This window comes from Streptomyces sp. NPDC088747 (genome assembly GCF_044751025.1).
In the GTDB taxonomy this organism is placed as follows: Bacteria; Actinomycetota; Actinomycetes; order Streptomycetales; family Streptomycetaceae; genus Streptomyces.
Window position 1 is genome coordinate 50,284 of sequence record NZ_JBIVKZ010000028.1, and the last position, 21,747, is coordinate 72,030.

The 21,747-nt window shown below is 71.4% G+C and carries 13 protein-coding genes and 1 riboswitch; of the genes, 8 read left to right on the top strand and 5 right to left on the bottom strand.

Annotated features, from left to right (window positions below; translation table 11 throughout):
* Positions 1–4: 4 nt before the first annotated feature.
* Positions 5–174: riboswitch (cyclic di-AMP (ydaO/yuaA leader) on the bottom strand.
* Positions 175–593: 419 nt separating this feature from the next.
* Positions 594–3,089: a DNA helicase PcrA gene (gene pcrA, locus ACIP79_RS41390; RefSeq protein WP_401232891.1), complete on the top strand. Its 2,496-nt coding sequence runs from the start codon at positions 594–596 to the stop codon at positions 3,087–3,089.
* A 293-nt stretch (positions 3,090–3,382) separates the two neighbouring features.
* Here the strand turns inward: pcrA and ACIP79_RS41395 are convergent, their stop codons facing one another.
* On the bottom strand, positions 3,383–5,059 hold the full coding sequence (locus ACIP79_RS41395; RefSeq protein WP_401232893.1) for a peptidoglycan DD-metalloendopeptidase family protein: 1,677 nt from the start codon (positions 5,057–5,059) through the stop codon (positions 3,383–3,385).
* Between the two features lie 330 nt (positions 5,060–5,389).
* Positions 5,390–6,316, bottom strand: coding sequence for an esterase/lipase family protein (locus ACIP79_RS41400; RefSeq protein ID WP_401232896.1), 927 nt, complete (start codon positions 6,314–6,316; stop codon positions 5,390–5,392).
* A gap of 700 nt (positions 6,317–7,016) precedes the next feature.
* On the opposite strand from ACIP79_RS41400, the gene ACIP79_RS41405 reads away from it, so the two are divergent.
* On the top strand, positions 7,017–7,433 hold the full coding sequence (locus tag ACIP79_RS41405) for a cobalamin B12-binding domain-containing protein (protein ID WP_383685460.1): 417 nt from the start codon (positions 7,017–7,019) through the stop codon (positions 7,431–7,433).
* 278 nt (positions 7,434–7,711) lie between these two features.
* On the opposite strand, the gene ACIP79_RS41410 is transcribed toward ACIP79_RS41405, so the two are convergent.
* Both ACIP79_RS41410 and ACIP79_RS41415 read right to left on the bottom strand, forming a co-directional pair.
* Positions 7,712–9,331 carry a DUF5691 domain-containing protein gene (locus ACIP79_RS41410; RefSeq protein WP_401232899.1) on the bottom strand — a complete coding sequence of 540 codons (1,620 nt, stop codon included), beginning with the start codon at positions 9,329–9,331 and terminating at the stop codon, positions 7,712–7,714.
* 40 nt (positions 9,332–9,371) lie between these two features.
* Positions 9,372–10,748 (bottom strand): SWIM zinc finger family protein, encoded by a 1,377-nt coding sequence (locus ACIP79_RS41415; RefSeq protein WP_401232902.1) that lies wholly within the window; start codon positions 10,746–10,748, stop codon positions 9,372–9,374.
* Positions 10,749–10,894: 146 nt separating this feature from the next.
* On the opposite strand from ACIP79_RS41415, the gene ACIP79_RS41420 reads away from it, so the two are divergent.
* The 6 genes from ACIP79_RS41420 (at position 10,895) to sucD (ending at position 20,173) form a co-directional block, all read left to right on the top strand.
* A complete protein-coding gene (locus tag ACIP79_RS41420; RefSeq protein WP_401232904.1) occupies positions 10,895–12,061 on the top strand; it encodes an AAA family ATPase in 1,167 nt (388 codons plus the stop codon).
* A gap of 50 nt (positions 12,062–12,111) precedes the next feature.
* On the top strand, positions 12,112–14,775 hold the full coding sequence (locus tag ACIP79_RS41425; protein ID WP_401232906.1) for a DUF5682 family protein: 2,664 nt from the start codon (positions 12,112–12,114) through the stop codon (positions 14,773–14,775).
* Positions 14,772–16,019, top strand: a complete 1,248-nt coding sequence (locus ACIP79_RS41430) for a VWA domain-containing protein (protein WP_401232907.1) — start codon at positions 14,772–14,774, stop codon at positions 16,017–16,019. Before ACIP79_RS41425 ends, ACIP79_RS41430 begins: the two co-directional genes overlap by 4 nt.
* Positions 16,020–16,257: 238 nt before the next feature.
* Positions 16,258–17,280 carry a hypothetical protein gene (locus ACIP79_RS41435; protein WP_401232909.1) on the top strand — a complete coding sequence of 341 codons (1,023 nt, stop codon included), beginning with the start codon at positions 16,258–16,260 and terminating at the stop codon, positions 17,278–17,280.
* An 808-nt stretch (positions 17,281–18,088) separates the two neighbouring features.
* Positions 18,089–19,267: an ADP-forming succinate--CoA ligase subunit beta gene (sucC, locus tag ACIP79_RS41440; protein ID WP_401232912.1), complete on the top strand. Its 1,179-nt coding sequence runs from the start codon at positions 18,089–18,091 to the stop codon at positions 19,265–19,267.
* A 21-nt stretch (positions 19,268–19,288) separates the two neighbouring features.
* On the top strand, positions 19,289–20,173 hold the full coding sequence (gene sucD, locus ACIP79_RS41445) for a succinate--CoA ligase subunit alpha (protein WP_383680390.1): 885 nt from the start codon (positions 19,289–19,291) through the stop codon (positions 20,171–20,173).
* Between the two features lie 84 nt (positions 20,174–20,257).
* On the opposite strand, the gene ACIP79_RS41450 is transcribed toward sucD, so the two are convergent.
* Entirely contained in the window at positions 20,258–21,733 is a 1,476-nt protein-coding gene (locus tag ACIP79_RS41450) for a helix-turn-helix domain-containing protein (RefSeq protein ID WP_401232915.1), read from the bottom strand.
* Positions 21,734–21,747 lie beyond the last annotated feature (14 nt).

Sequence of the window (21,747 nt, forward strand, 5' to 3'; positions counted from 1 at the left end):
AGGCGACTCCTTCCATCATCCGCCTACCGGGTTAGCTGTCGGGTTCGGGCGGGTGGTTCGGAAGGGTTGCCCTACGGTCCTGCCCGACAAGGCAGTTGGACCGATTCACCCCAAGTTCGGTGGGTCCCCGATTCCGGCTGCCGCAAGGCGCACCGGACTCAGCGGAGGCCGCCACGGCCCGGCGACGTTCGCCGGTGGGGGTCGGGCGGCCTGATCAGCACGCTAACCAACTCGTAAGGCTTCTGTGAAGGTTGATGTTCGAAATGCCCGATACGTTTTCGTGACCTTAGTCATGGGCCTCGTTCCCGCCGGTCAATTCGGAGAGTTATCGGGCGAGTTGTCCGACGGGGGGCGGGGTGGGTGATGGGGCGCGTGATCCGGCGGAGCCGCCCTGCGTGTGGGTGGGAAGGGTGCGGACGGGCCCCCGCGTGGACGGTTGCTGAAAGTGACGGAGCTGTTCTGGAGGGTAGGGGGAGATGGAGGGCGCAAAGAGGCCGAGCGGCCGGTGGGGCTCTACCACCGCTGCGGATACCGCCGCGGACTTCTCGGGGTGGCGGCGGGGTGTCAGTGGGGCCGCCTAGACTCGGAGAGCGATGAGCAGCCTCTTTGACGACAGCTTCCTGGCGGACCTCAAGCCCTCCGGGGCCCACGAGGAAGAACCCCCGCCGCCTCCCGAGGACGGGACGGCCGAGCAGCTTCCGGACGACCTGTTCGGCGGCCGCTTCGACGTGCCGCCGAGCAGGGACGCGTACTACCGCGACGGTGCCCCGCGCCCCGCCGTGGACCCGGCCGCGCTCCTGGACGGGCTGAACGAGAACCAGCGGTCGGCCGTGACGCACTCCGGCGCCCCGCTGCTCATCGTGGCCGGAGCGGGCTCGGGCAAGACCCGCGTGCTCACCCACCGGATCGCGTATCTGCTGGGCGAGCGCCAGGTCCACCCCGGCCAGATCCTCGCGATCACCTTCACGAACAAGGCCGCGGGCGAGATGAAGGAGCGCGTCGAGCAGCTCGTCGGCCCGCGCGCCAACGCGATGTGGGTGATGACCTTCCACAGCGCGTGCGTACGGATCCTGCGCCGCGAGAGCAAACGGCTCGGCTTCACCTCCTCGTTCTCGATCTACGACGCCGCCGACAGCAAGCGGCTGATGGCCCTGGTCTGCCGTGACCTGGACCTAGACCCGAAGCGGTTCCCGCCGAAGTCCTTCAGCGCCAAGATCTCGAACCTGAAGAACGAGCTGATCGACGAGGAGGACTTCGCCGCCCAGGCCGTCGACGGTTTCGAGAAGACCGTCGCCCAGGCCTACGCGATGTACCAGTCGCGGCTGCGCGAGGCCAACGCCCTCGACTTCGACGACCTGATCATGACCACGGTCAATCTGCTGCGCGCCTTCCCGGACGTCGCCGAGCACTACCACCGCCGTTTCCGGCACGTGCTCGTCGACGAGTACCAGGACACCAACCACGCGCAGTACGCCCTCGTGCGCGAACTCGTCGGCACCTCTGAGCACCCCGTGGACGTGCCGCCGAGCGAGCAGGACGTGCCGCCCGCCGAGCTGTGCGTGGTGGGTGACGCCGACCAGTCGATCTACGCCTTCCGCGGCGCCACGATCCGCAACATCCTCCAGTTCGAGGAGGACTACCCGAACGCGACGACGATCCTCCTGGAGCAGAACTACCGCTCCACCCAGACGATCCTCAGCGCCGCCAACGCGGTCATCGAGCGCAACGAATCCCGCCGCCCCAAGAACCTGTGGACGAACGCGGGCGCGGGATCCACCATCACCGGCTACGTCGCCGACACCGAGCACGACGAGGCCCAGTTCGTCGCCGACGAGATAGACCGTCTCACCGACGCGGGCGACGCCAAGGCGGGCGACGTCGCGGTCTTCTACCGTACGAACGCGCAGTCCCGTGTCTTCGAAGAGGTCTTCATCCGCGTCGGCCTGCCCTACAAGGTCGTCGGCGGCGTCCGCTTCTACGAGCGCAAGGAGGTCCGGGACGTCCTCGCGTACCTGCGGGTGCTGTCCAACCCGGAGGACTCCGTCCCGCTGCGCCGGATTCTCAACGTCCCCAAGCGCGGCATCGGTGACCGCGCCGAGGCGATGATCGACGCGCTCTCGCAGCGCGAGAAGATCAGCTTCCCGCAGGCGCTGCGCCGGGTGGACGAGGCCTACGGCATGGCGGCCCGCTCCACCAACGCCGTCAAGCGGTTCAACACGCTGATGGAGGACCTGCGGACGATCGTGGAGTCGGGCGCGGGCCCGGCCACCGTCCTGGAGGCGGTCCTCGAACGCACCGGCTATCTGGCGGAGTTGCAGGCGTCCACCGACCCGCAGGACGAGACCCGGATCGAGAACCTCCAGGAACTCGCCGCCGTGGCGCTGGAGTTCGAGCAGGAGACCGGTGAGGGCGAGACTCCGGGCGGCCTCTCCGCGTTCCTGGAGCGGGTCGCGCTCGTCGCCGACTCCGACCAGATCCCCGACGAGGAGGACGGCAACGGCGTCATCACCCTCATGACCCTGCACACCGCCAAGGGCCTTGAGTTCCCTGTGGTGTTCCTGACCGGCATGGAGGACGGCGTCTTCCCGCACATGCGCGCGCTGGGACAGGTCAAGGAGCTGGAGGAGGAGCGGCGCCTGGCCTACGTCGGCATCACCCGCGCGCGTGAACGGCTGTACCTGACGCGGTCGTCCATGCGCAGCGCCTGGGGGCAGCCCTCGTACAACCCGCCCTCCCGCTTCCTGGAGGAGATCCCGGAGGCGCATCTGGAGTGGAAGCGCACGGGTTCGATGGGTCCGGCCTCCTCCACCCCCGTCTCGGGCGTCGCGGCCTCGCTGTCCTCGTCACTGTCCGCCTCCCGCTCGCGGTCCGCGGCCTCCGGCGCCTCCGGGTTCGCGACGCGGCGCGGTATCGCGGAGAAGCCGGTGGTATCGCTGGCGGTCGGGGACCGGGTCACGCACGACCAGTTCGGCCTGGGCACGGTCGTCGGCGTGAAGGGGACGGGCGCGAACGCCGAGGCGACGGTCGACTTCGGAGAGCCCAAGCCGAAGCGGTTGCTGCTGCGGTACGCACCGGTGGAGAAGCTGTAGGGGTGCTGCGCGCCGGGGCCGTCCAAGTGGTGGCGTCTCGCGCGCCGGGTCGGGCGGGGAGCCTTTGCGTGCCGGATGCGGTGGTGACGCGTTCTGCGGCTGAGGGCGGCTGAGGGCGGCTGAGGGCGGCTGAGGGCGCCTGAGGGCGCCTGAGGGCGGCTGAGGACGGGCAAGTCTGGTGCTGGCGGACGGGTGCGGGTTCGGGTGGGGTGCGGCGTGGGCGTTCCGCGAACCGGGTCAGGGTGAGGATGTGAGGATCGCTTCGGGGTGAGGGCCGGGCCGGGAGTCGGTGGTTACGACGGGTCCAGGCCGTGGCTGCGCAGCCACGCCAGCGGGTCGATCGCCGAGCCGCCTGCCGGGCGGACCTCGAAGTGCAGGTGCGGACCGGTGGAGTTCCCGGAGTTCCCGGAGTTCGCGATCGCGTCGCCGGCCTTCACGGTCGTGCCCGACGCGACCTGGTAGCTGGAGAGGTGGCAGTACCACGTCTCCGTACCGTCCATCGCGGTCACGATCATCATGTTCCCGTACGCGCTGTTCCACTGCGTCCGGACGGTCCCGTCGGTCGCGGCCATCACCGTCGTGCCGTACGACACTGGGAAGTCGATGCCCGTGTGGATGGACATCCAGTTGACGCCCGCCTGGCCGAAGTACGCGCTCAGCCCGTGCTGTGCCACCGGGATCGCGAACTTCGGGCGCAACCGCTCCTTGGTCGCGGCCGCCTCCGCCGCCTTCTTCCGCTGAGCCTCTTGCTGGGCCTTGAGGTCGATACGTTCCTGCGTGCGGCTGGCCCGGTCGGCGAAGTCGTCGGCGCCCGCGGAGAGGCTCGCCAGCTGGGTGTCCAGCTTGTTGTTCGCGGCGGACGGCTTCACCGCGGCCGCGTCCGGCGCGCTGGCCGCCGTGTCCTTGGTCTCGTCCCCGCCGACACTGACCACCGAGGCGGCGGCGATCCCCGTGACCCCCATCACGCAGGCCGAGGGAACGGCCACGGTCAGCAGCGCGGAACGCTTCGCCGGGCTGCGGCGCCTGGAGCGACCGGCGGACCTCGACGCGGAACGCGGGGCCGGGGTCACATCCTCCATGTCGTCGAGCAGCAGCGGTGCGTCGTGCTCGTCGTGCGCCTCGTGCCCGTCGTGCGCCTCGTGACCGTCGTGCGCCTCGCGCTCGTCGTGTTCGGCACCCGAGTCCTGTCCGTCGGCCGGCCTCTCGAACTCGTCCTCCGCGGATGCGGGTTGCTCGTACGAGACCTGCTCGAAGGTCGCCGTCGCCTGCTGTTCGAGAGGCTCGGACGCGGGCTGATGCTGATGCTCGTAGGACTCGGGCCGCGGCTGTTCGTGCTCGTACGCGTCCTGGCCGCCGCTGGTGTTCCACTGCGTGGCGTCGTACGCGCCCGTGTCCTGGGTGGGCGCGCTCCACTGCTGGGTGTGGTCGGCCGGCTGCTGCGGCTGGAGCCAGGCGTTCGCGTCCCACTGGCCCGTGGCGTCCGGGTTCGGATGCTGCGCGGGCAGGCCGCTGAGCTGCTGGTAACCGGCGGCCCACGCGGTCGTCTCGTAGCTGCCGGTGTCGTAGGCGGCCTGGTGCTGTGCCGCGTACGGGTCGTAGTTCAGCGTCTGGTGGCTTCCGGTGCCGAGCGTCTGATGGCCGTTGGCGTTCGGTGCCTGATGGCCCCCGGTGTTCCACTGCGCGGCGTCGTACGACCCCGAGGCGCTGCCTGACATGTCTCCGAAGAGAGGGTCGGTCGCGAAGCTCGTCGTCTCGAAAGCCGTGGCTGCCTGGAAGGCCGGTGCTTCGAAGTTTCCGGTCGCATATGGGGCGTTGGGGCCCGTTTCAAATCCGGTGGCGGGGTAACCGTCATACATGGTGAACTCGCCGTGCTGGGCTTCCTGCCCGCCGTAGGACGCGTAGTGCGTCGAGGCGGCATCAGAAGCCGGGGCCGGGGGAGTAGCGATCCCCGACGGAGGACGGTCGTTCACCAACTTCTCTTTCGCCTCGACAACAGGGGCTGGCAGAGCAGTGCGGCGACTGTACCCGGCAGTACGAGGGCGCGACAATCTTCGGCAGGTTTCCCCTTCGCAGGAAACGGGCATTCGGCCGTGTTTCGGGGAACTGCGGGCACGGCTTTGGCCTGGCGTTCGATCTGTGTTCGAGCGCGGGCGAGTTCGTGGTGGCTGTCAACGCGCCGCCGTGCGCCGGTCGGTACGCCGCTCGATGTTCCGTGCGCTGTGCGCTGTGCGCTGTGCGCTGTGCGCTGTGCGCCGTGTGTCGCGCGCCGTGCGCTTTGCGGCTTTTGCCTTGCGCCGTCGTCACGCCACTGTCATGCCGCTCGCAGTGGGGGTGGGAGTTGAGGCGGGGGTAGAAGTGGTGGTGCCGGTGGTCGTGGCGTGCGCCTCGGGGGTGTCGGGGTCGAGCGCCTGCCGTATGCCGGTCGCGACGGCGGGGTGCACGGGCAGGGCGAGATGTCCGATGCCGCTCACCCGTACGTTCTGCGTGATCAGGTCCGGGTGGTCCACGCAGGCCGTCTCCAGCGGGTCCATCAGCTGGTCCAGGTCGCTCCAGAAGCTCACGAAACGTGTCCGGCAACCCGGGGCGGGCCTGCTCAACTCCTCTATCAGCGTGGATTCCGGGCGCATCTGACGGACGATCGGGTGCACGTTCAGCAACGGGACCACTCGGGTGCCCGAGTGCGGGGTGCCTAGCGTGACGAGGGTGCGTACGCGCTGGTCACCGCCGAGGCACTGCGCGTAGTAGCGCGCGATCAGTCCGCCGAGGCTGTGCCCGACGATGTCCACGCGGTCCTGGCCCGTGCGCTCGCAGATCTCCTCTATGTGCCGGCTGAGCAGCTCCGCGGCGGTGCGGATGTCGCAGGTCAGCGGCGAGTAGTTGAGCGACTCGATGTGCTGTGTGCCGTGCTGGGCGAGGTTGCGGCGCAGCAGGACGAAGACCGAACGGTTGTCTATGAAACCGTGCAGGAGGACGACCGGGGGCCTGACCTCCGTGGGCAGCCGGGTGGTGTCCGGCGAGAGGGGCGTGGGAGCGGTGCGACGCTCCTGCGCCATGCCCGACGGGTAGAGGAGCAGGTGCCCGGCGAGGATCGCGATCTCCAGGGCCGTCGCCTTCAGGAGGACCGTCGAGAGTCCCGCCACTCTGCTCGGAAGCAGGCGCTGACAGAGGGGGAGGCGTAGGGGGAGGCATAGGGGGAGAAGGGGCAACGATGTCCTGGTGACCTTCATGGCCGACCTCCTGTCGGCACACGGACGGCGGCTCTGTCCCCCGTGTGCACTCGTGGAGCGTCGCGTATGCGGGTGGTGGCTCGGTCGACATCGACTCGACACCGGCTCGACCTTGACTCGATCTCGGCTCGACCTCTGCTCGAAGACGGCTTAACGCCTGGTCGCCGAGGCCGGGTCCGCGCCTCGCGCCTCCGCGCCGGGCCGGGGTCGGCTCGGCGGTCGTACGGCCGGTGTGCGGCCGGTGTCGGTGGTGGGCGCGACGGTGCGTTTGGGGCGCGTGGGGCGCCGGTTGCGCGGCGGGGGCCCCGGTCCTCGTCGTCCTCTTGCGGGTGCGGCTTTCCGTTGTCGTGCCATTGCCGATGTGCCCCGCCATGGCGCTGTCCCGCTGACGACGCCGTGGTGCGGCCACCTGATAGCGGCTCTCCTTGCGCAGGCCCCGGCTCTGACCCGGGGCGGTGCGCGGCGAACTTGTCCCACCATGTGATTTCCCCCTCGCTATCCACCGCGAAACTGCCGGTTGCGGGATGCTGGGGATAACGTTCGTTCACTTCCTCGGGTGGTGTGGGGGAGCGTGGTGCGGTGAGGTGGGCGGTGTGTGATGTGTGGTGTGTGGTGTGTGGTTGTGCGACGGTCGGGTGTCGGTCGTCGGCTGCGGGTCGTCGGGTCGTAGTGGGCTTGTAGTCCGTTCATGGAGGCAGTGATGGGTGTGGCAGCCGGACCGATCCGTGTGGTGGTGGCCAAGCCGGGGCTCGACGGCCACGATCGCGGGGCGAAGGTGATCGCGCGGGCGCTGCGGGATGCCGGTATGGAGGTCATCTACACCGGGCTCCATCAGACGCCGGAGCAGATCGTCGACACCGCGATCCAGGAGGACGCTGACGCGATCGGGCTCTCCATTCTTTCCGGCGCGCACAACACGTTGTTCGCGGCGGTTATCTCGCTGCTCAAGGAGCGCGAGGCGGAGGACATCAAGGTGTTCGGCGGCGGGATCATTCCTGAGGCGGATATCGCTCCGTTGAAGGAGAAGGGGGTCGCGGAGATCTTTACGCCGGGGGCGACCACCGGGGCGATCGTGGACTGGGTGCGGGCGAATGTTCGGCAGCCGGCGGGGGCGTAGTCCCGTGGGTCGGGGCCGGGGGCCGGTACATCCGCCCGTCGCCGCCGGATCAGACGTCCGGTCAGGAGTGGCGGGTCCGGTGACGCGAACGTACGCGACGGGCATGTGATGTACCGGCCCCCGGCCCCTCCCGCCGGTGGGCGGCTTTCCCTATCAGTTCCGGCTGGCTGTATTCAGCCCGTCCGGCGTTTGAGGACGAGCCCTTCGGGCGTTCGGGGGTCTGGGGGCGGAGCCCCCAGTACGGGATGGGTAGGGGCGGAGGGGGCGAGAGAAGGTTTCTACGTTGGGGTGGGGGGCGTGAGTTCCTTGGTCATGGTGGCGCGTAGGCGGAGGGTGGTCACGAGGCGTTGGAAGGCCTCGGCCCAGTAGCTGCCGGCGCCCGGGGCGGCGTTCTCCGACTCGTCGGGGACCCCGGTGAGCGCTTCGAGCCGTACGGCCTCCGCGGGATCGAGGCAACGTTCGGCAAGCCCCATGACCCCGCTGAAACTCCAGGGGTAACTTCCCGCGTCCCGGGCGATATTGAGCGCGTCGACCACCGCCCGGCCCAACGGCCCCGCCCAGGGCACCCCGCAGACGCCGAGCAACTGGAACGCCTCGGACAACCCGTGGGTGCCTATGAAACCGGCGACCCACTCGGCCCGCTCGGCGGGACCCAGCATGGCGAGCAGCTTCGACCGCTCCGCGAGGGACACCGCTCCCGGCCCCCCGGCCTCCGGGGCGGAGGGCGCCCCGAGGAGAGCCCTGGACCAGTCAGGATTTCGCTGCCGTACGGCCGCCCGGCACCACGCGGCATGCAGTTCGTTCTGCCAGTCGTCCGCCACGGGCAGGGCGACGATGTCCTCCGGCGTACGTCCGCCGAGCCGTCGCGGCCATGTCGAGAGCGGTGCCGCCTCGACCAACTGGCCGAGCCACCAGGACCGTTCGCCCCGGCCGGCGGGCGCCTTCGGCACCACGCCGTCGCGCTCCATGCTCGGGTCGCACTCGTGCGGCGCTTCGACCACGATCGTGGGGACGCCCCGGGTCCGGTCCACGGCCACACAGGAACCCGCTCTGGCCGCCATCCGCGAGGCGAGCGCCGAGTCCGGCAGCGCGGACAGCAACTCGGCGGCCGTGGCACGCACGTTGCGGCTCCGGTCGGTGAGCGCCTGTTCCAGGAAGGGTTCGTCGGCCGCGCTCAGTCCTGACCGGAGGGAGTCGAGGAACATGAGCCGGTCCTCGGCCCGCTCGGTCGCCCAGGTGGTGGTGAGCAACTCGCGGGCCGCCGCGGGCTGGTGGGCCCGTATCGCCGTGAGCAGCGCTACCCGTTCGGCGAACAGGCCTTCCTGCCAGAGTTGTTGTACGCGCTCGGGATCGACGGGGTCCGGGAGCGCCGTGCCGCCTCCCGGCGCGGAGCGCAGCGCGAAGCGCCAGTCCGTGTTCAGCCGCGCGAGCCACAGCGCGCGCGGCCCGGCGAAGGCCAGCGCGGCCGGGCGGAGATCCGTACGGCCCCGGGCCGCGTCGAGGAGAGCGGGCAGTGCCTGCGGGGGCGGTGCGAAACCGCGCGCGTTGGCCAGGGCGAGCCACTGCGGCACCAGTTCCATGAGGTCGGGTGTCGTTCCCCTGCGACCGCCGCCACCGGTGCCGGGCCGGTCCGCCAGCAGCAGGGTGAGCCGGTGGGCCGCTGCGGGCGGCAGGGGAGGGCGTGGATCCGGCGCCGCCGGCTCGGGCCGGGCCGCCGCCCGTGCGGGCCGTACCCCGGCGCGCCGCCGCAGTGTCTCCACCGCGGCGGCGTCCAGCAGTGCCGTCGGCGCGTCCTGCGCCGGCCCGCATCCCGGCGGTCTGCGCCGCTCGGTCCCCAGCAGGGCCACGGTGACGAGCTCCTCCCAGGAGCCCCCAGCGGGAGCGGAGGTCGTGTTCATGAGCGTCGGCATCCTTTCCGTACGGAGGTGGTCGGCATGGTCAGCACAGGGGTACCGCCTCGCCCGAGCCCTGCGGCCAGGCGGTCAGCGGAGTGAAGCCCTGGTGGCCGCACTCGCCGAAAACGGTGACGGGAGCGCCGCCGGACAGGGCGGCGAGGCGCCACAGGCCGGGCAGCGAGCGGAGCGCCGGGGTGACGGGCAGGGCCAGGTCGCCGTCGGCGTCTGCCAGTTGCCAGCGTGGGGCGGCCGCGGCCGGGTCGCCGTCCGGGGTCGGTATGACCTGGTCCAGGGTGACGGGGTAGGAATCCAGCCAGGGGTCCGCGCGCAGGGCTTCGCCGTAGCGGGCCGCCGCCTCGGGTGTGGTGACTCCCTTCGGTCGTATCGCCGTCGGGGCCGGCGGTGTGAACTGCTCGCCCAGTGCCGCCCGTAGCTGTCCGGCGCCCGCGTAGGCGGACAGCTCCGCCTCGAAGGCCAGCCCGACGGGCAGCGACAGCTCCGGTGCGCGGCCGGCGGCTCCGTAGGAGAGGAGGAGGGCCGTGCGGCCGGACTCCGAGCCGTGCAACCAGATCCTGCGGGTGGTGAGGCGGCTGTCCGCCGTGTCGTACTGGGCCAGGACCAGCCACTGATCGCGCACCGGCGTGCCGTCGGCCGAGCCGGACAGCCCGATCCGTGAACGCACCGTGGCGGCAAGGCCGTCCGGCAGCCGCTCGCGACGCAGCCAGCCCTGGTCGAGCAGGTGGAGCAGCGCGCACTCCTCCAGAAGCCGTGCGGGCCAGCCAGGGCCGGACGACGGGATCGCCCCCAACTCCCGGACGCGCGCGGCGAGTCCGGGGGCCTGTGCGTCGACCATGCGGGCCGCCGTCTCCTCCCACGCGCCGTACCCGGCCTGCTCGGCGCCTGCCAGACCGCCCCGCAGCAGATCCGTCAGCCGCTGCTCCAGCTCCGTCGCTCCCGCGGTGATCCGCTCGGCCCGCCGCTCCGCCCGGCGCCGGGCCGCTTCCGGATCACCCGGCGAGGCCGTCCCAGATGCCCCGCCCGTCGTCGTCCCCTTCGCCCCCGCACGCTCGCGTCTCCCCTCTATCCACTGGCCCGCCCAGTCCGGCGCCTGTCCACGCGGGACCGTGGCCTCCTCGCCGGCCCAGAGGAGCAGCAGCCCGAGCGCGTGCTTGCACGGGAACTTGCGGCTGGGGCAACTGCACTTGAACGCGGGCCCGGTGGAGTCCGCCATGTCGATGACCGTCTGATACGGCTTGCTGCCACTTCCCGCGCACAGTCCCCATACCGCCCCCTCGTCAGAACTGCCTGCCTCCGACCACGGCCCGGTCGAACCGAGCTTGCTTCCCGCTTTGCGTGACGCCGCGTCAGGCGCCAGTGCAAGCACCTGATCCGCGGTCCAGCGCACCCCCTGCTGAGTCATGTCATCGAAGGTAGGTCCCACCACTGACAATCGACTCTCGTGAATGCGTTTTCGCAGGTCAGGACGCATTGTCAGTGGCATGGTGCACGGTGGAACCAGATCCGAACCGGCCGATCGAACCGGCCGAGCTGGAGGGGGACCTAGCCATGTCTGTGTCCGTTGAGCCGACCGATTCCGCGTCCGTGAATCCGCCCGTCGGCGCGACCGCGAAAAAGGCGGGAGCCGAGAGCGCCGGCGAGGTGCTGCGGCCGCACGCCGAGGACGCCTTCGCCGCCGAACTCGCCGCGCTGGCCGCACAGGACGACCGGCCGCGCCCGGCCCGCTGGCGGCTCTCGCCGTGGGCTGTGGCGATGTATCTGCAGGGCGGCACACTGCCGGACGGCACGGTGATCACACCCAAGTACGTGGGGCCGCGCCGCCTCGTCGAGGTCGCCGTCACCACACTCGCCACCGACCGTGCGCTGCTCCTCCTCGGCGTGCCCGGCACCGCGAAGACCTGGGTGTCCGAGCATCTGGCCGCCGCGGTCAGCGGCGACTCCACCCTGCTCGTGCAGGGCACGGCCGGGACACCGGAGGAGGCGATCCGGTACGGCTGGAACTACGCGGAGCTCCTCGCGCACGGGCCGAGCCGGGCCGCCCTGGTGCCGAGCCCCGTCATGCGTGCCATGGCGGAGGGGATGACCGCCCGGGTCGAGGAACTGACCCGCATCCCGGCCGACGTACAGGACACGCTCATCACGATCCTGTCGGAGAAGACGCTGCCGATACCGGAGTTGGGCTCGGAGGTGCAGGCCGTCCGCGGCTTCAACCTGATCGCCACGGCCAACGACCGCGACCGCGGGGTCAACGAGTTGTCGAGCGCGCTGCGCCGCCGTTTCAACACCGTGGTGCTGCCGCTGCCGGAGAGCGCCGACGCCGAGGTCGACATCGTCTCGCGCCGCGTCGACCAGCTCGGCCGCTCCCTCGACCTGCCCGCGGCCCCCGACGGCATCGACGAGATCCGCCGCGTCGTCACGGTCTTCCGCGAGCTGCGCGACGGAGTCACGGCCGACGGGCGTACGAAACTGAAGTCGCCCAGCGGCACGCTGTCCACCGCCGAGGCGATCTCCGTCGTCACCAACGGACTCGCGCTGGCCGCCCACTTCGGAGACGGCGTCCTGCGGGCGGGTGACGTCGCCGCCGGCATCCTCGGTGCCGTCGTCCGCGATCCGGCGGCCGACCGCGTCATCTGGCAGGAGTACCTGGAGGCGGTCGTCCGCGAGCGTGACGGCTGGAAGGACTTCTACCGCGCCTGCCGGGAGGTGAGTTCGTGAGCGGATTCCAGGGGGAGAGTGCCGGGCGGGCCGAAACCGAGGGGGATCGTGTGACGGACGTCGACAGGCCGCCGCCGGTGGGCAGGCCTTCCGGCAGCGGGCCGCTGCTGCTCGGCGTGCGGCACCACGGGCCGGGATCCGCGCGGGCCGTGCGGACCGCGCTGGAGGCGGCGGTTCCCCGGGTCGTGCTGATCGAGGGGCCTCCGGAGGCCGACGCGCTCATCCCGCTCGCCGCGGACAAGGACATGCGGCCCCCGGTCGCCCTCCTCGCCCACGTCGTGGACGAGCCCGGCCGCTCGGCCTTCTGGCCGCTGGCCGAGTTCTCCCCGGAGTGGGTGGCGATCCGGTGGGCCCTGGATCACGGGGTTCCGGCCCGGTTCATCGACCTTCCGGCCACTCACACACTGGCCTGGGGACAGGAAGACGACTCCGACCAGGACTCCCACGGCGTCGACCACGACGCCAACGGATCCGACGAGCAATCCAACGGTGCCGACCCCGACGCCAACGGCTCCGACCAGGACCTCAAGGAGTCTGACCAGGACCTCATGGGCTCGGAGGCCCCGGAGATCCTCAAGAAGCTGCCCCCTGAGGCCGTCCGCGTCGATCCGCTCGCCGTGCTCGCCGAGACCGCCGGTTACGACGATCCCGAGCGGTGGTGGGAGGACGTGGTCGAGCACCGGGGCGGGGCGGGAGGCGATCCGTTCGCGCCGTTCACCGCGCTCGAAGAGGCGATGGGGGCGCTGCGGGAGGCGTACGGGGCCGGCGGACACGACCGGGACCTGCTCCGTGAGGCGTACATGCGGCTCCAGGTGCGGTCGGCGCAGCGGGAGTTCGGGGACGAGGTGGCCGTGGTCTGCGGGGCCTGGCACGTCCCCGCCCTGCGGCAGAAGACCACCGCCGGCGCTGATCGGGCACTGCTCAAGGGGCTGCCCAAGGCCAAGGCCGACCTGACCTGGGTGCCCTGGACCCATCGCCGCCTCTCCCGGGCCAGTGGCTACGGGGCGGGCATCGACTCGCCGGGTTGGTACGGGCATCTGTTCAGCGCACCCGATCGCCCGGTGGAGCGTTGGATGACCAAGGTCGCCCGGCTGCTCCGCGACGAGGACCAGATGGTCTCCTCCGCTCACGTCATCGAGGCGGTGCGGCTGGCCGACACGCTCGCCGCGATGCGGGGCCGCCCGCTGCCGGGGCTGACCGAGACCACCGATGCCGTGCGCGCCGTGATGTGCGAGGGCTCGGACGTGCCGCTGTCGCTGGTGCGGGACCGGCTCGTGGTCGGTGACGTGATGGGAGAGGTGCCCGAATCGGCACCGGCGGTGCCGTTGCAGCGCGACCTCGCCCGGCTTCAGCGCCGGCTGCGGCTCAAACCGGAGGCCGCGGAGCGGGAGTTGGAGCTCGACCTGCGCAAGGAGACCGACGCCGGGCGGAGCAGACTCCTGCACCGGCTGCGGCTGCTCGGAATCGAGTGGGGCGATCCCGCCGCGTCGCGCGGCAGTACCGGGACCTTCCGCGAGACCTGGCGGCTGCGGTGGGAGCCCGAGTTGTCCGTACGGGTCGCCGAGGCCGGGGTGTGGGGCACCACCGTGCTCTCCGCCGCGACCGCCAAGGCCGACGCGGACGCCATCGGCGCGGGTTCCCTGGCCGAGGTCACCGCACTCGCCGAGCGTTGCCTCCTGGCCGAACTGCCGGACGCGCTGCCCGTCGTCATGCGTGTCCTGGCGGACCGGGCGGCCCTCGACGCCGACGTCGGACACCTCGCCCAGGCCCTGCCCGCACTGGTCCGTTCCCTGCGCTACGGCGACGTACGCGGCACCGACACCCACGCACTCCACGGCGTCGCGGTTGGCCTCGCCGAGCGGATCTTCGTCGGACTCCCACCGGCCTGCGCGGCTCTCGACACCGAGGCCGCCGAGGAGATGCGGCGCCATGTGGACGCGGTGCAGGGGGCGGTGGGGCTGCTGGCGGAGACAGCCGATGCCTCGCCCGCCGACACGGGGTTGCCGGAAACTCCCACGTCGCCTACCGCCGTCAACTCACCGGGCGGCACCCCGGCGTCCGGTGGGATCCGCGTTCGTTGGCACGCCGTGCTCCGGGTGCTGGCCGGGCGGGACACCGTGCCGGGGGTGATCCGTGGACGCTCCGTTCGACTGCTGCTCGACGAGGGGGAGTTGGCCCAGGACGAGGCCGCCCGGCTGATGGGGCTGGTGCTTTCACCGGGGACGGCGCCGGGGGACGCCGCCGCCTGGATCGAGGGCTTCGTCGGGGGTGGCTCCGGGGGCGGCATGCTGCTCCTGCACGACGAGCGGCTGCTCGGCCTGGTGGACGCGTGGCTGACCGGGGTGCCGGGGAACGCCTTCACCGACGTGCTGCCGTTGCTGCGGCGGACGTTCTCGGCGTACGAGGCCGGTGTACGGCGGACGTTGGGCGAGTTGATCAGGCGTGGCCCGGGAGTGCGGGGCCCCGAGACGGCCGTGGGCTCCGGGATACCCGGGTTCGCCCCCGAGCTCGACACCGACCGTGCGGACGCCGTACTGCCGGTCCTGCGCCTGCTGCTCGGGCTGGACGAACCCGCCGACGATGCCGCCGCGCCCGGCAGGGACCGTCACACCGCCGACAGTCACACCGCCGACAGTCGCACCACCGACAGTCGCACCAACGACCCGGACGGCAACGACCTGGACGACAACAACCTTGTGGAGGTGGCCCGATGACCGTACCGGCGGACGCCGCGGTGGTGGTGGACACGGACACGGCCGACGCCGTCGCTGAGAGCGGGGTGATCGACGCGGGTGACGCGGGTGACGTGGGCGACGCGGCGGGCGAGCGGTTGAGGCGCTGGCGGCTCGTGCTCGGGGGCGACGACGCGGACGGCACCGGCTGCGCTCTCTCCGGGCAGGACGCCGCGATGGACGGGGCACTCGGCGCGCTGTACGGGAAGGGGGGCAAGGGGCAGACGGGGCGGGACCGTTCGGCCGGGCTCGGAGCGTCCGCGCCCTCCGTCGCGCGCTGGCTCGGGGACATCCGGACGTACTTCCCGTCCTCCGTCGTCCAGGTCATGCAGCGCGACGCGATAGACAGGCTCGGGCTGTCCGCCCTCCTGCTGGAGCCCGAGATGCTGGAGGCGGTGGAGGCCGACGTGCACCTGGTGGGCACGCTGCTCTCCCTCAACAAGGCCATGCCGGAGACGACCAAGGAGACCGCGCGTGCCGTCGTAGGCAAGGTCGTCGCGGACCTGGAGAAGCGGCTCGCCACCCGCACGCGTGCCACGCTCTCCGGCGCCCTCGACCGCAGCGCCCGGATCAGCAGGCCCCGGCACCACGACATCGACTGGAACCGCACCATCGCGGCGAACCTGAAGCACTACCTGCCCGAGTACCGCACGATCGTGCCCGAGCGGCTGATCGGTTACGGGCGCGCCTCGCAGTCCGTGAAGAAGGAGGTCATCCTCTGCATCGACCAGTCGGGGTCGATGGCCGCCTCCGTCGTCTACGCATCCGTCTTCGGTGCCGTGCTCGCGTCCATGCGGTCGATCTCCACCCGGCTCGTCGTGTTCGACACGGCCGTCGTCGACCTCACCGACCAGCTCGACGACCCGGTCGACGTGCTCTTCGGCACCCAGCTCGGCGGCGGTACGGACATCAACAGGGCGCTCGCGTACTGCCAGTCGCAGGTCACCCGGCCCGCCGACACGGTCGTCGTGCTCATCAGCGACCTCTACGAAGGGGGGATACGGAACGAGATGCTCAAGCGGGTGGCGGCGATGAAGGCGTCGGGGGTGCAGTTCGTGACGCTGCTCGCGCTGTCCGACGAGGGGGCACCCGCGTACGACCGTGAACACGCGGCGGCTCTCGCGGCCCTGGGCGCACCGGCGTTCGCCTGCACGCCCGACCTGTTTCCCGAGGTGATGGCGGCGGCGATCGAGAAGCGTCCGTTGCCGATACCGGACACCAGGTGAGAGCACGGGGCTGGAGCGCCGAACCGGAGCGCTGAGTTCGCCCGGCGGCCGGGGGACGGAAAGCCGCGGGTGGCCGCCGGGTGCGGACAGTTATCGGGGCGTGAACCTCCGTTAATAGGAGGGGGGTTGCGAGGCTTCCGGAGTCTCGTGCGAGGATCTCCGGGTCTTCACACCCTTCACACGAGAAGAGCCCTTCTCCTTGGCTTCGTCGGCCGCGATATCCGGTACCGCTCTGCGCGTGACGCGCACGGCGGTCGGACGGCGTGCGCTCCGAGTGTTGCTGCTGGCGGGCGGGTTGTTCGTGCTCGGGCTCCTCTTCGGGGAGCAGGCCCACGCGGCGGACGGGAAGGTGTCGACCCCGACTCCGGTATCTGTCGTTCAGACGCTGACGAGTTCGGTGACCGATCCCGTGACCGGTTCGGTGACCAAGTCGCTGGAGCGGATCGTGAATCCGGGTGGGCCGGACTCCCGGACGGGTGAGAAGAGCCCGGTTCCGTCGAAGGCGGTCTCGCACCTCACCGACACCGTCAGCGTTCCGCTCACCGGCACGACCGGCACGACCGGCACGACCGGCACCACAGGGACGACGGGCACGGCGGCCACAACCGGCACCCCGGTCACCGACACCGTCCACGGCGTCGTGCGACCGGTCGGCGACCTGGTGGAGACAGTCACCGTCGGGCTGACCGGGACCCTCACCGAAACTTTGCCCGAAACCCTGACCGAAACGCTCACCGGAGCCCTGACCGACGCGTTGACGCCGATCCAGGTCGGGCCGCCGGCGGAAACGTCGCCGTCCGTGCCCGGTCTGCCGACGCTTCCCGACGAGGACGACCGGACTCCGCCCGCCGCAGGTGCGACCGCGCCGCAGTCCGGCGGGGCGGCGAACGGCACGTCGGACCCGGCGGACAGGCAAGCCCCGGCGCGGCAACAGGCTGTGACGCGGACCGGTTCGACGTACGGGCCCACGCCCGTGCTCGTCGGAACGCGCGCCGAAGACACCGACGCGTCGCCCCGGGCCGGCGGCACCGTTCACCGCGCGCCCGCGCCGACCCCCACGCACCAGTCGCCCCCCGGCGACCCGGCAGGCGTACCCGCGCACCAGTCCGCCGGCGACAACGGCGGCCCCCGGCACGGCGACGCGCACGCCGTCACCCCTCACCACCGGGTGCCGCTGCGGCTCGTGCCCGGCACGTCCGCGGCCGTGACCGTGGGCAAGACCCGGGACAGGTTCCGGGACATCCCCGTCTTCCCGGGCTAGACGGACCTCCCGGCCAGACGACCTCAGGGCTGGACGGCCACTGCTCTGGACGCCCGACAGCCTCTCCGGCTGGACGGCCCCGGTAGCGCAGCCCTCAGCTCCCGGCCGGGCAGCCGATCCAGTTGAGGCGCCCCGCCCCCCCGTACGCGGAGAGCACGCGCCCGACAGGGACCGATCCGGTCGTACCGCGACCCACACGCGAACCGATCCCGTTGTAAGTCGGGCTACGTGCGCGATGCGCGCCACACCCCAGGTGCCCAGTACGGCAAGTGCCCCCTACGGCACGTACGCCACCTGACCGATCCCACCTGACCGATCCCACCGACACCTCCCTCCCTCCCTCCCTGCCTCCTGCCGGCCCTTCTCCCATGCCTCCGTGTGTGGGGTGGCGGAGGCACTGACTCCGCGGGGCGATGGACCCGGACGGCCGAAGCCTTCGGCCCGTCGGGACCGGGACCCCGCGGTAGGGCAGGTCGGTCCCCATGGGGTGGGGACCATCCGCCCTGGGCCCTTCAGGGCTCTTCAAGGGGCCTCACCGTGCCGACCCCAGCCCGGTGAGGCCCCGGTCCCGGAACCGGGCCCCGCCGCCACTCGGGGCCCGTCCGGGGCCGCTCTGTGACAGGTATCACCGCTCAGGTGTGACCTGCGATTTAGGGACCCGCGTCCGGCGGCGATAACCTGCGGGACGGACATGCCGCGCGCTCGGACACCGTGTGCGCCACCCTTGTGACAGCGGACGTCACGTTGCCCTTCGCGGCACGCCCACGCAGACAACGAACCGCGAGATCACTGATAGGGACGGACGCGCGTGGACCTGTTCGAGTACCAGGCGAGGGACCTCTTCGCCAAGCACGGTGTACCGGTGCTGGCCGGTGAAGTCATCGACACGCCTGAGGCAGCCCGCGAGGCGACCGAGCGTCTTGGCGGCAAGTCCGTCATCAAGGCGCAGGTCAAGGTCGGTGGCCGTGGAAAGGCCGGCGGCGTCAAGCTCGCCGCCACCCCGGACGAGGCCGTCGCCCGCGCGACGGACATCCTCGGCATGGACATCAAGGGCCACACGGTCCACAAGGTGATGATCGCCGAGACCGCGCCCGAGATCGTCGAGGAGTACTACGTCTCGTACCTCCTCGACCGCACCAACCGCACCTTCCTCGCCATGGCGTCCGTGCAGGGCGGCGTGGAGATCGAGGTCGTCGCGGAGGAGAACCCCGAGGCCCTCGCGAAGGTCCCGGTCGACGCCAACGAAGGCGTGAGCATCGAGAAGGCCCGCGAGATCGTCGCGCAGGCGAAGTTCCCGGCCGACGTCGCGGAGCAGGTCGCCGAGATCCTCGTGACGCTGTGGGACACCTTCATCAAGGAGGACGCCCTCCTCGTCGAGGTCAACCCGCTGGCCAAGGTCGCCTCCGGCAAGGTCATCGCGCTCGACGGCAAGGTGTCCCTGGACGAGAACGCGGAGTTCCGCCAGCCGGACCACGCCGCGCTCGAGGACAAGGACTCGGCCAACCCGCTCGAGGCCGCGGCCAAGGCGAAGAACCTCAACTACGTCAAGCTCGACGGCGAGGTCGGCATCATCGGCAACGGCGCGGGTCTCGTCATGAGCACCCTCGACGTGGTCGCGTACGCCGGTGAGGCCCACGGCGGCGTGAAGCCGGCGAACTTCCTCGACATCGGCGGCGGCGCCTCCGCCGCGGTCATGGCGAACGGCCTGGAGATCATCCTCGGCGACCCGGACGTCAAGTCCGTCTTCGTCAACGTCTTCGGTGGCATCACCGCCTGTGACGAGGTAGCCAACGGCATCGTCCAGGCGCTCCAGCTGCTCAAGGACAAGGGCGAGGAAGTCACCAAGCCCCTGGTCGTGCGCCTCGACGGCAACAACGCCGAGCTGGGTCGCAAGATCCTTTCGGACGCCAACCACCCGCTCGTGCAGCGCGTGGACACCATGGACGGCGCGGCCGACAAGGCCGCCGAGCTCGCGGCCGCGAAGTAAGGGACGAGGGACAGAACAGCCATGGCTATCTTCCTCAACAAGGACAGCAAGGTCATCGTCCAGGGCATGACCGGTGCCACGGGCATGAAGCACACCAAGCTCATGCTGGCCGACGGCACGAACATCGTCGGCGGTGTGAACCCGCGCAAGGCGGGCACGTCCGTCGACATCGACGGCACCGAGATCCCCGTGTTCGGCACGGTCGCCGAGGCGATCGAGAAGACGGGCGCCAACGTCTCCGTCCTCTTCGTGCCGCCGGCCTTCTCCAAGGCCGCCGTGGTCGAGGCGATCGACGCGGAGATCCCCCTCGCGGTCGTCATCACCGAGGGCATCGCCGTCCACGACTCCGCCGCCTTCTGGGCGTACGCGAAGTCGAAGGGCAACAAGACCCGCATCATCGGCCCGAACTGCCCCGGTCTCATCACCCCGGGTCAGTCGAACGCCGGCATCATCCCGGGCGACATCACGAAGCCGGGCCGTATCGGCCTGGTCTCGAAGTCCGGCACGCTGACGTACCAGATGATGTACGAGCTCCGTGACATCGGCTTCTCCTCCGCCGTCGGCATCGGTGGCGACCCGGTCATCGGTACGACGCACATCGACGCGCTCGCCGCGTTCGAGGCCGACCCCGACACCGACCTGATCGTCATGATCGGCGAGATCGGCGGCGACGCCGAGGAGCGTGCGGCGGACTACATCGCGAAGAACGTGACGAAGCCGGTCGTCGGCTACGTCGCCGGCTTCACCGCGCCCGAGGGCAAGACCATGGGCCACGCCGGCGCCATCGTCTCCGGCTCCTCCGGCACGGCCGCCGCGAAGAAGGAGGCCCTTGAGGCCGCCGGCGTCAAGGTCGGCAAGACGCCGACCGAGACGGCGAAGCTCGCCCGCGAGATCCTCAACGGCTGAGTCGCGCCACAAGCGGCCGGCGCCTCGCGCCCGAACGCACGGAAGGGCCCGCACCCCCACCGGGATGCGGGCCCTTCCGCGTACTCAGCGAGCCTCCGGAACCAGCCTCTCCGGACCGCTCGCCGTCTGGGACTTGAGGAACGCGTGCAGTTCCAGCTGCTCGTCGGAGAGCGGGCCGGGCGCGGTGCGCGGCGACAGACCGCGGACCGTCTCGCCGGGGGCCATGGGCGGCTCGTAGTGGTCCGGGGCCGTGCGCAGGGTCAGTGACGTGGCGCCGATGAGCAGGACCGTGAAGGCGATGGCGGCACGGGTCCAGGTGCGCGCGCGGTGTTCGCTGCCGTAGCGGACGGCGCGCGGTTTCGCCGCGCGCAGCCGCTCCGTGGCGGCGAGCGTGGTCAGGCGCCGGTTCAGTTCGTCGGGTTCGGCCAGCTCCGGCAGGCGCGCGGCGACGGCCTCGCGCGCGTGCAGCAGCCGGTTGGCCGCCGCGGGCGTGCTCGCCTCCGTCTCGGCGGCGGTCTCCGGCAGATCGAGCCCGACCCCGTCGTACAGCAGCAGGGTGCGCCGGTACATCGGCGGCAGTTTCAGGAGTACGTCGAGCAGCGCGCGGTCCGCCGGGTCGGCGGGCGGCGCCTCCGGGTGCCGGTGCCTGGGGCGCAGCCGGTGCCAGGGGGAGAGGGCGTACTCGTACGCCGTCGCCCGCACCCACCCGGCCGGATCCCGGTCCACGGCCACCTCGGGCCATCGGTGCCAGGCCAGTTGGAACGCCCGCTCCACCGACTCACGCGCCAGCTCGCGCCGCCCGGTCAGCAGGTATGCCTGCCGTACGAGGGCGGGGGTGCAGAACGCGTAGAGAGCGTCGAAGGCCTGAGGGGGCGTCAGGGCGGGAGCCGGCGCCGGGGGAGCGGCGCCCTCGTCATCACCCTGCCCCGCGCCCACGTCCTGCGCCGCGCCTACGTCCTGACCCGTGCCTACGTTCTGACCCGTGCCTACGTCCTGCGCCACGCCCACGTCCTGCGCCGCGCCTACGCCCTCGCTCTCACCCTGCCCCTCACCTCCCCCCTGCCCCTCACCTCCGCCCTGCTCGTCACCTTCACCCGCGCCCTCGGGCTCCTTGTTGCCTTCGCCCTCGCCCTCGCCCTGGCCCTCTCCTCCACCCTTGCCCGCGCCGCCGGTCCCGTCCTCGCCGCCGGCCCCGGTCTCCGCCCCGGCGGCCGTCTCGGCCTCCGGGTGCGGCTCCTGACGAGTGGTCACCTCCGCTTCGGCCGCCGCCTCGACCACGGCTTCGGCCTCGACAACGACCTCCGCCTCGGCTTCAGGGCGGGTTCCCGCTTCGCCGCCGGAAGCCGGCGTCGTGTCCTCGGGCTCCGGCGCGCCCAGCACCCTCAGATACGCCACCCGTTTGCGGCCGCGCGGCGTCGTACGGCCGGTCTCCCACGAGCGCACCGTCTCGCGGCTGACGCCCACCCTGGTCGCAACGTCGGCCTGGCTCAGCGACTTGGCCTCGCGAAGGCGGCGGCGCTCCTTGGGAGATGGCAGCGGGGTCGCGGGGCTCTGTGTCATCTCGGACTCCACAG

What these genes read in the sequence shown, in the direction of transcription:
- ACIP79_RS41400 (WP_401232896.1), bottom strand. Translation starts at nt 6,316, where the DNA reads ATGAAGGTCACCAGGACATCGTTGCCCCTTCTCCCCCTATGCCTCCCC.
- ACIP79_RS41450 (WP_401232915.1), bottom strand. Translation starts at nt 21,733, where the DNA reads ATGACACAGAGCCCCGCGACCCCGCTGCCATCTCCCAAGGAGCGCCGC.
- sucD (WP_383680390.1), top strand. Translation starts at nt 19,289, where the DNA reads ATGGCTATCTTCCTCAACAAGGACAGCAAGGTCATCGTCCAGGGCATG.
- ACIP79_RS41415 (WP_401232902.1), bottom strand. Translation starts at nt 10,748, where the DNA reads ATGACTCAGCAGGGGGTGCGCTGGACCGCGGATCAGGTGCTTGCACTG.
- ACIP79_RS41410 (WP_401232899.1), bottom strand. Translation starts at nt 9,331, where the DNA reads ATGAACACGACCTCCGCTCCCGCTGGGGGCTCCTGGGAGGAGCTCGTC.
- ACIP79_RS41420 (WP_401232904.1), top strand. Translation starts at nt 10,895, where the DNA reads ATGTCTGTGTCCGTTGAGCCGACCGATTCCGCGTCCGTGAATCCGCCC.
- pcrA (WP_401232891.1), top strand. Translation starts at nt 594, where the DNA reads ATGAGCAGCCTCTTTGACGACAGCTTCCTGGCGGACCTCAAGCCCTCC.
- ACIP79_RS41430 (WP_401232907.1), top strand. Translation starts at nt 14,772, where the DNA reads ATGACCGTACCGGCGGACGCCGCGGTGGTGGTGGACACGGACACGGCC.
- ACIP79_RS41405 (WP_383685460.1), top strand. Translation starts at nt 7,017, where the DNA reads ATGGGTGTGGCAGCCGGACCGATCCGTGTGGTGGTGGCCAAGCCGGGG.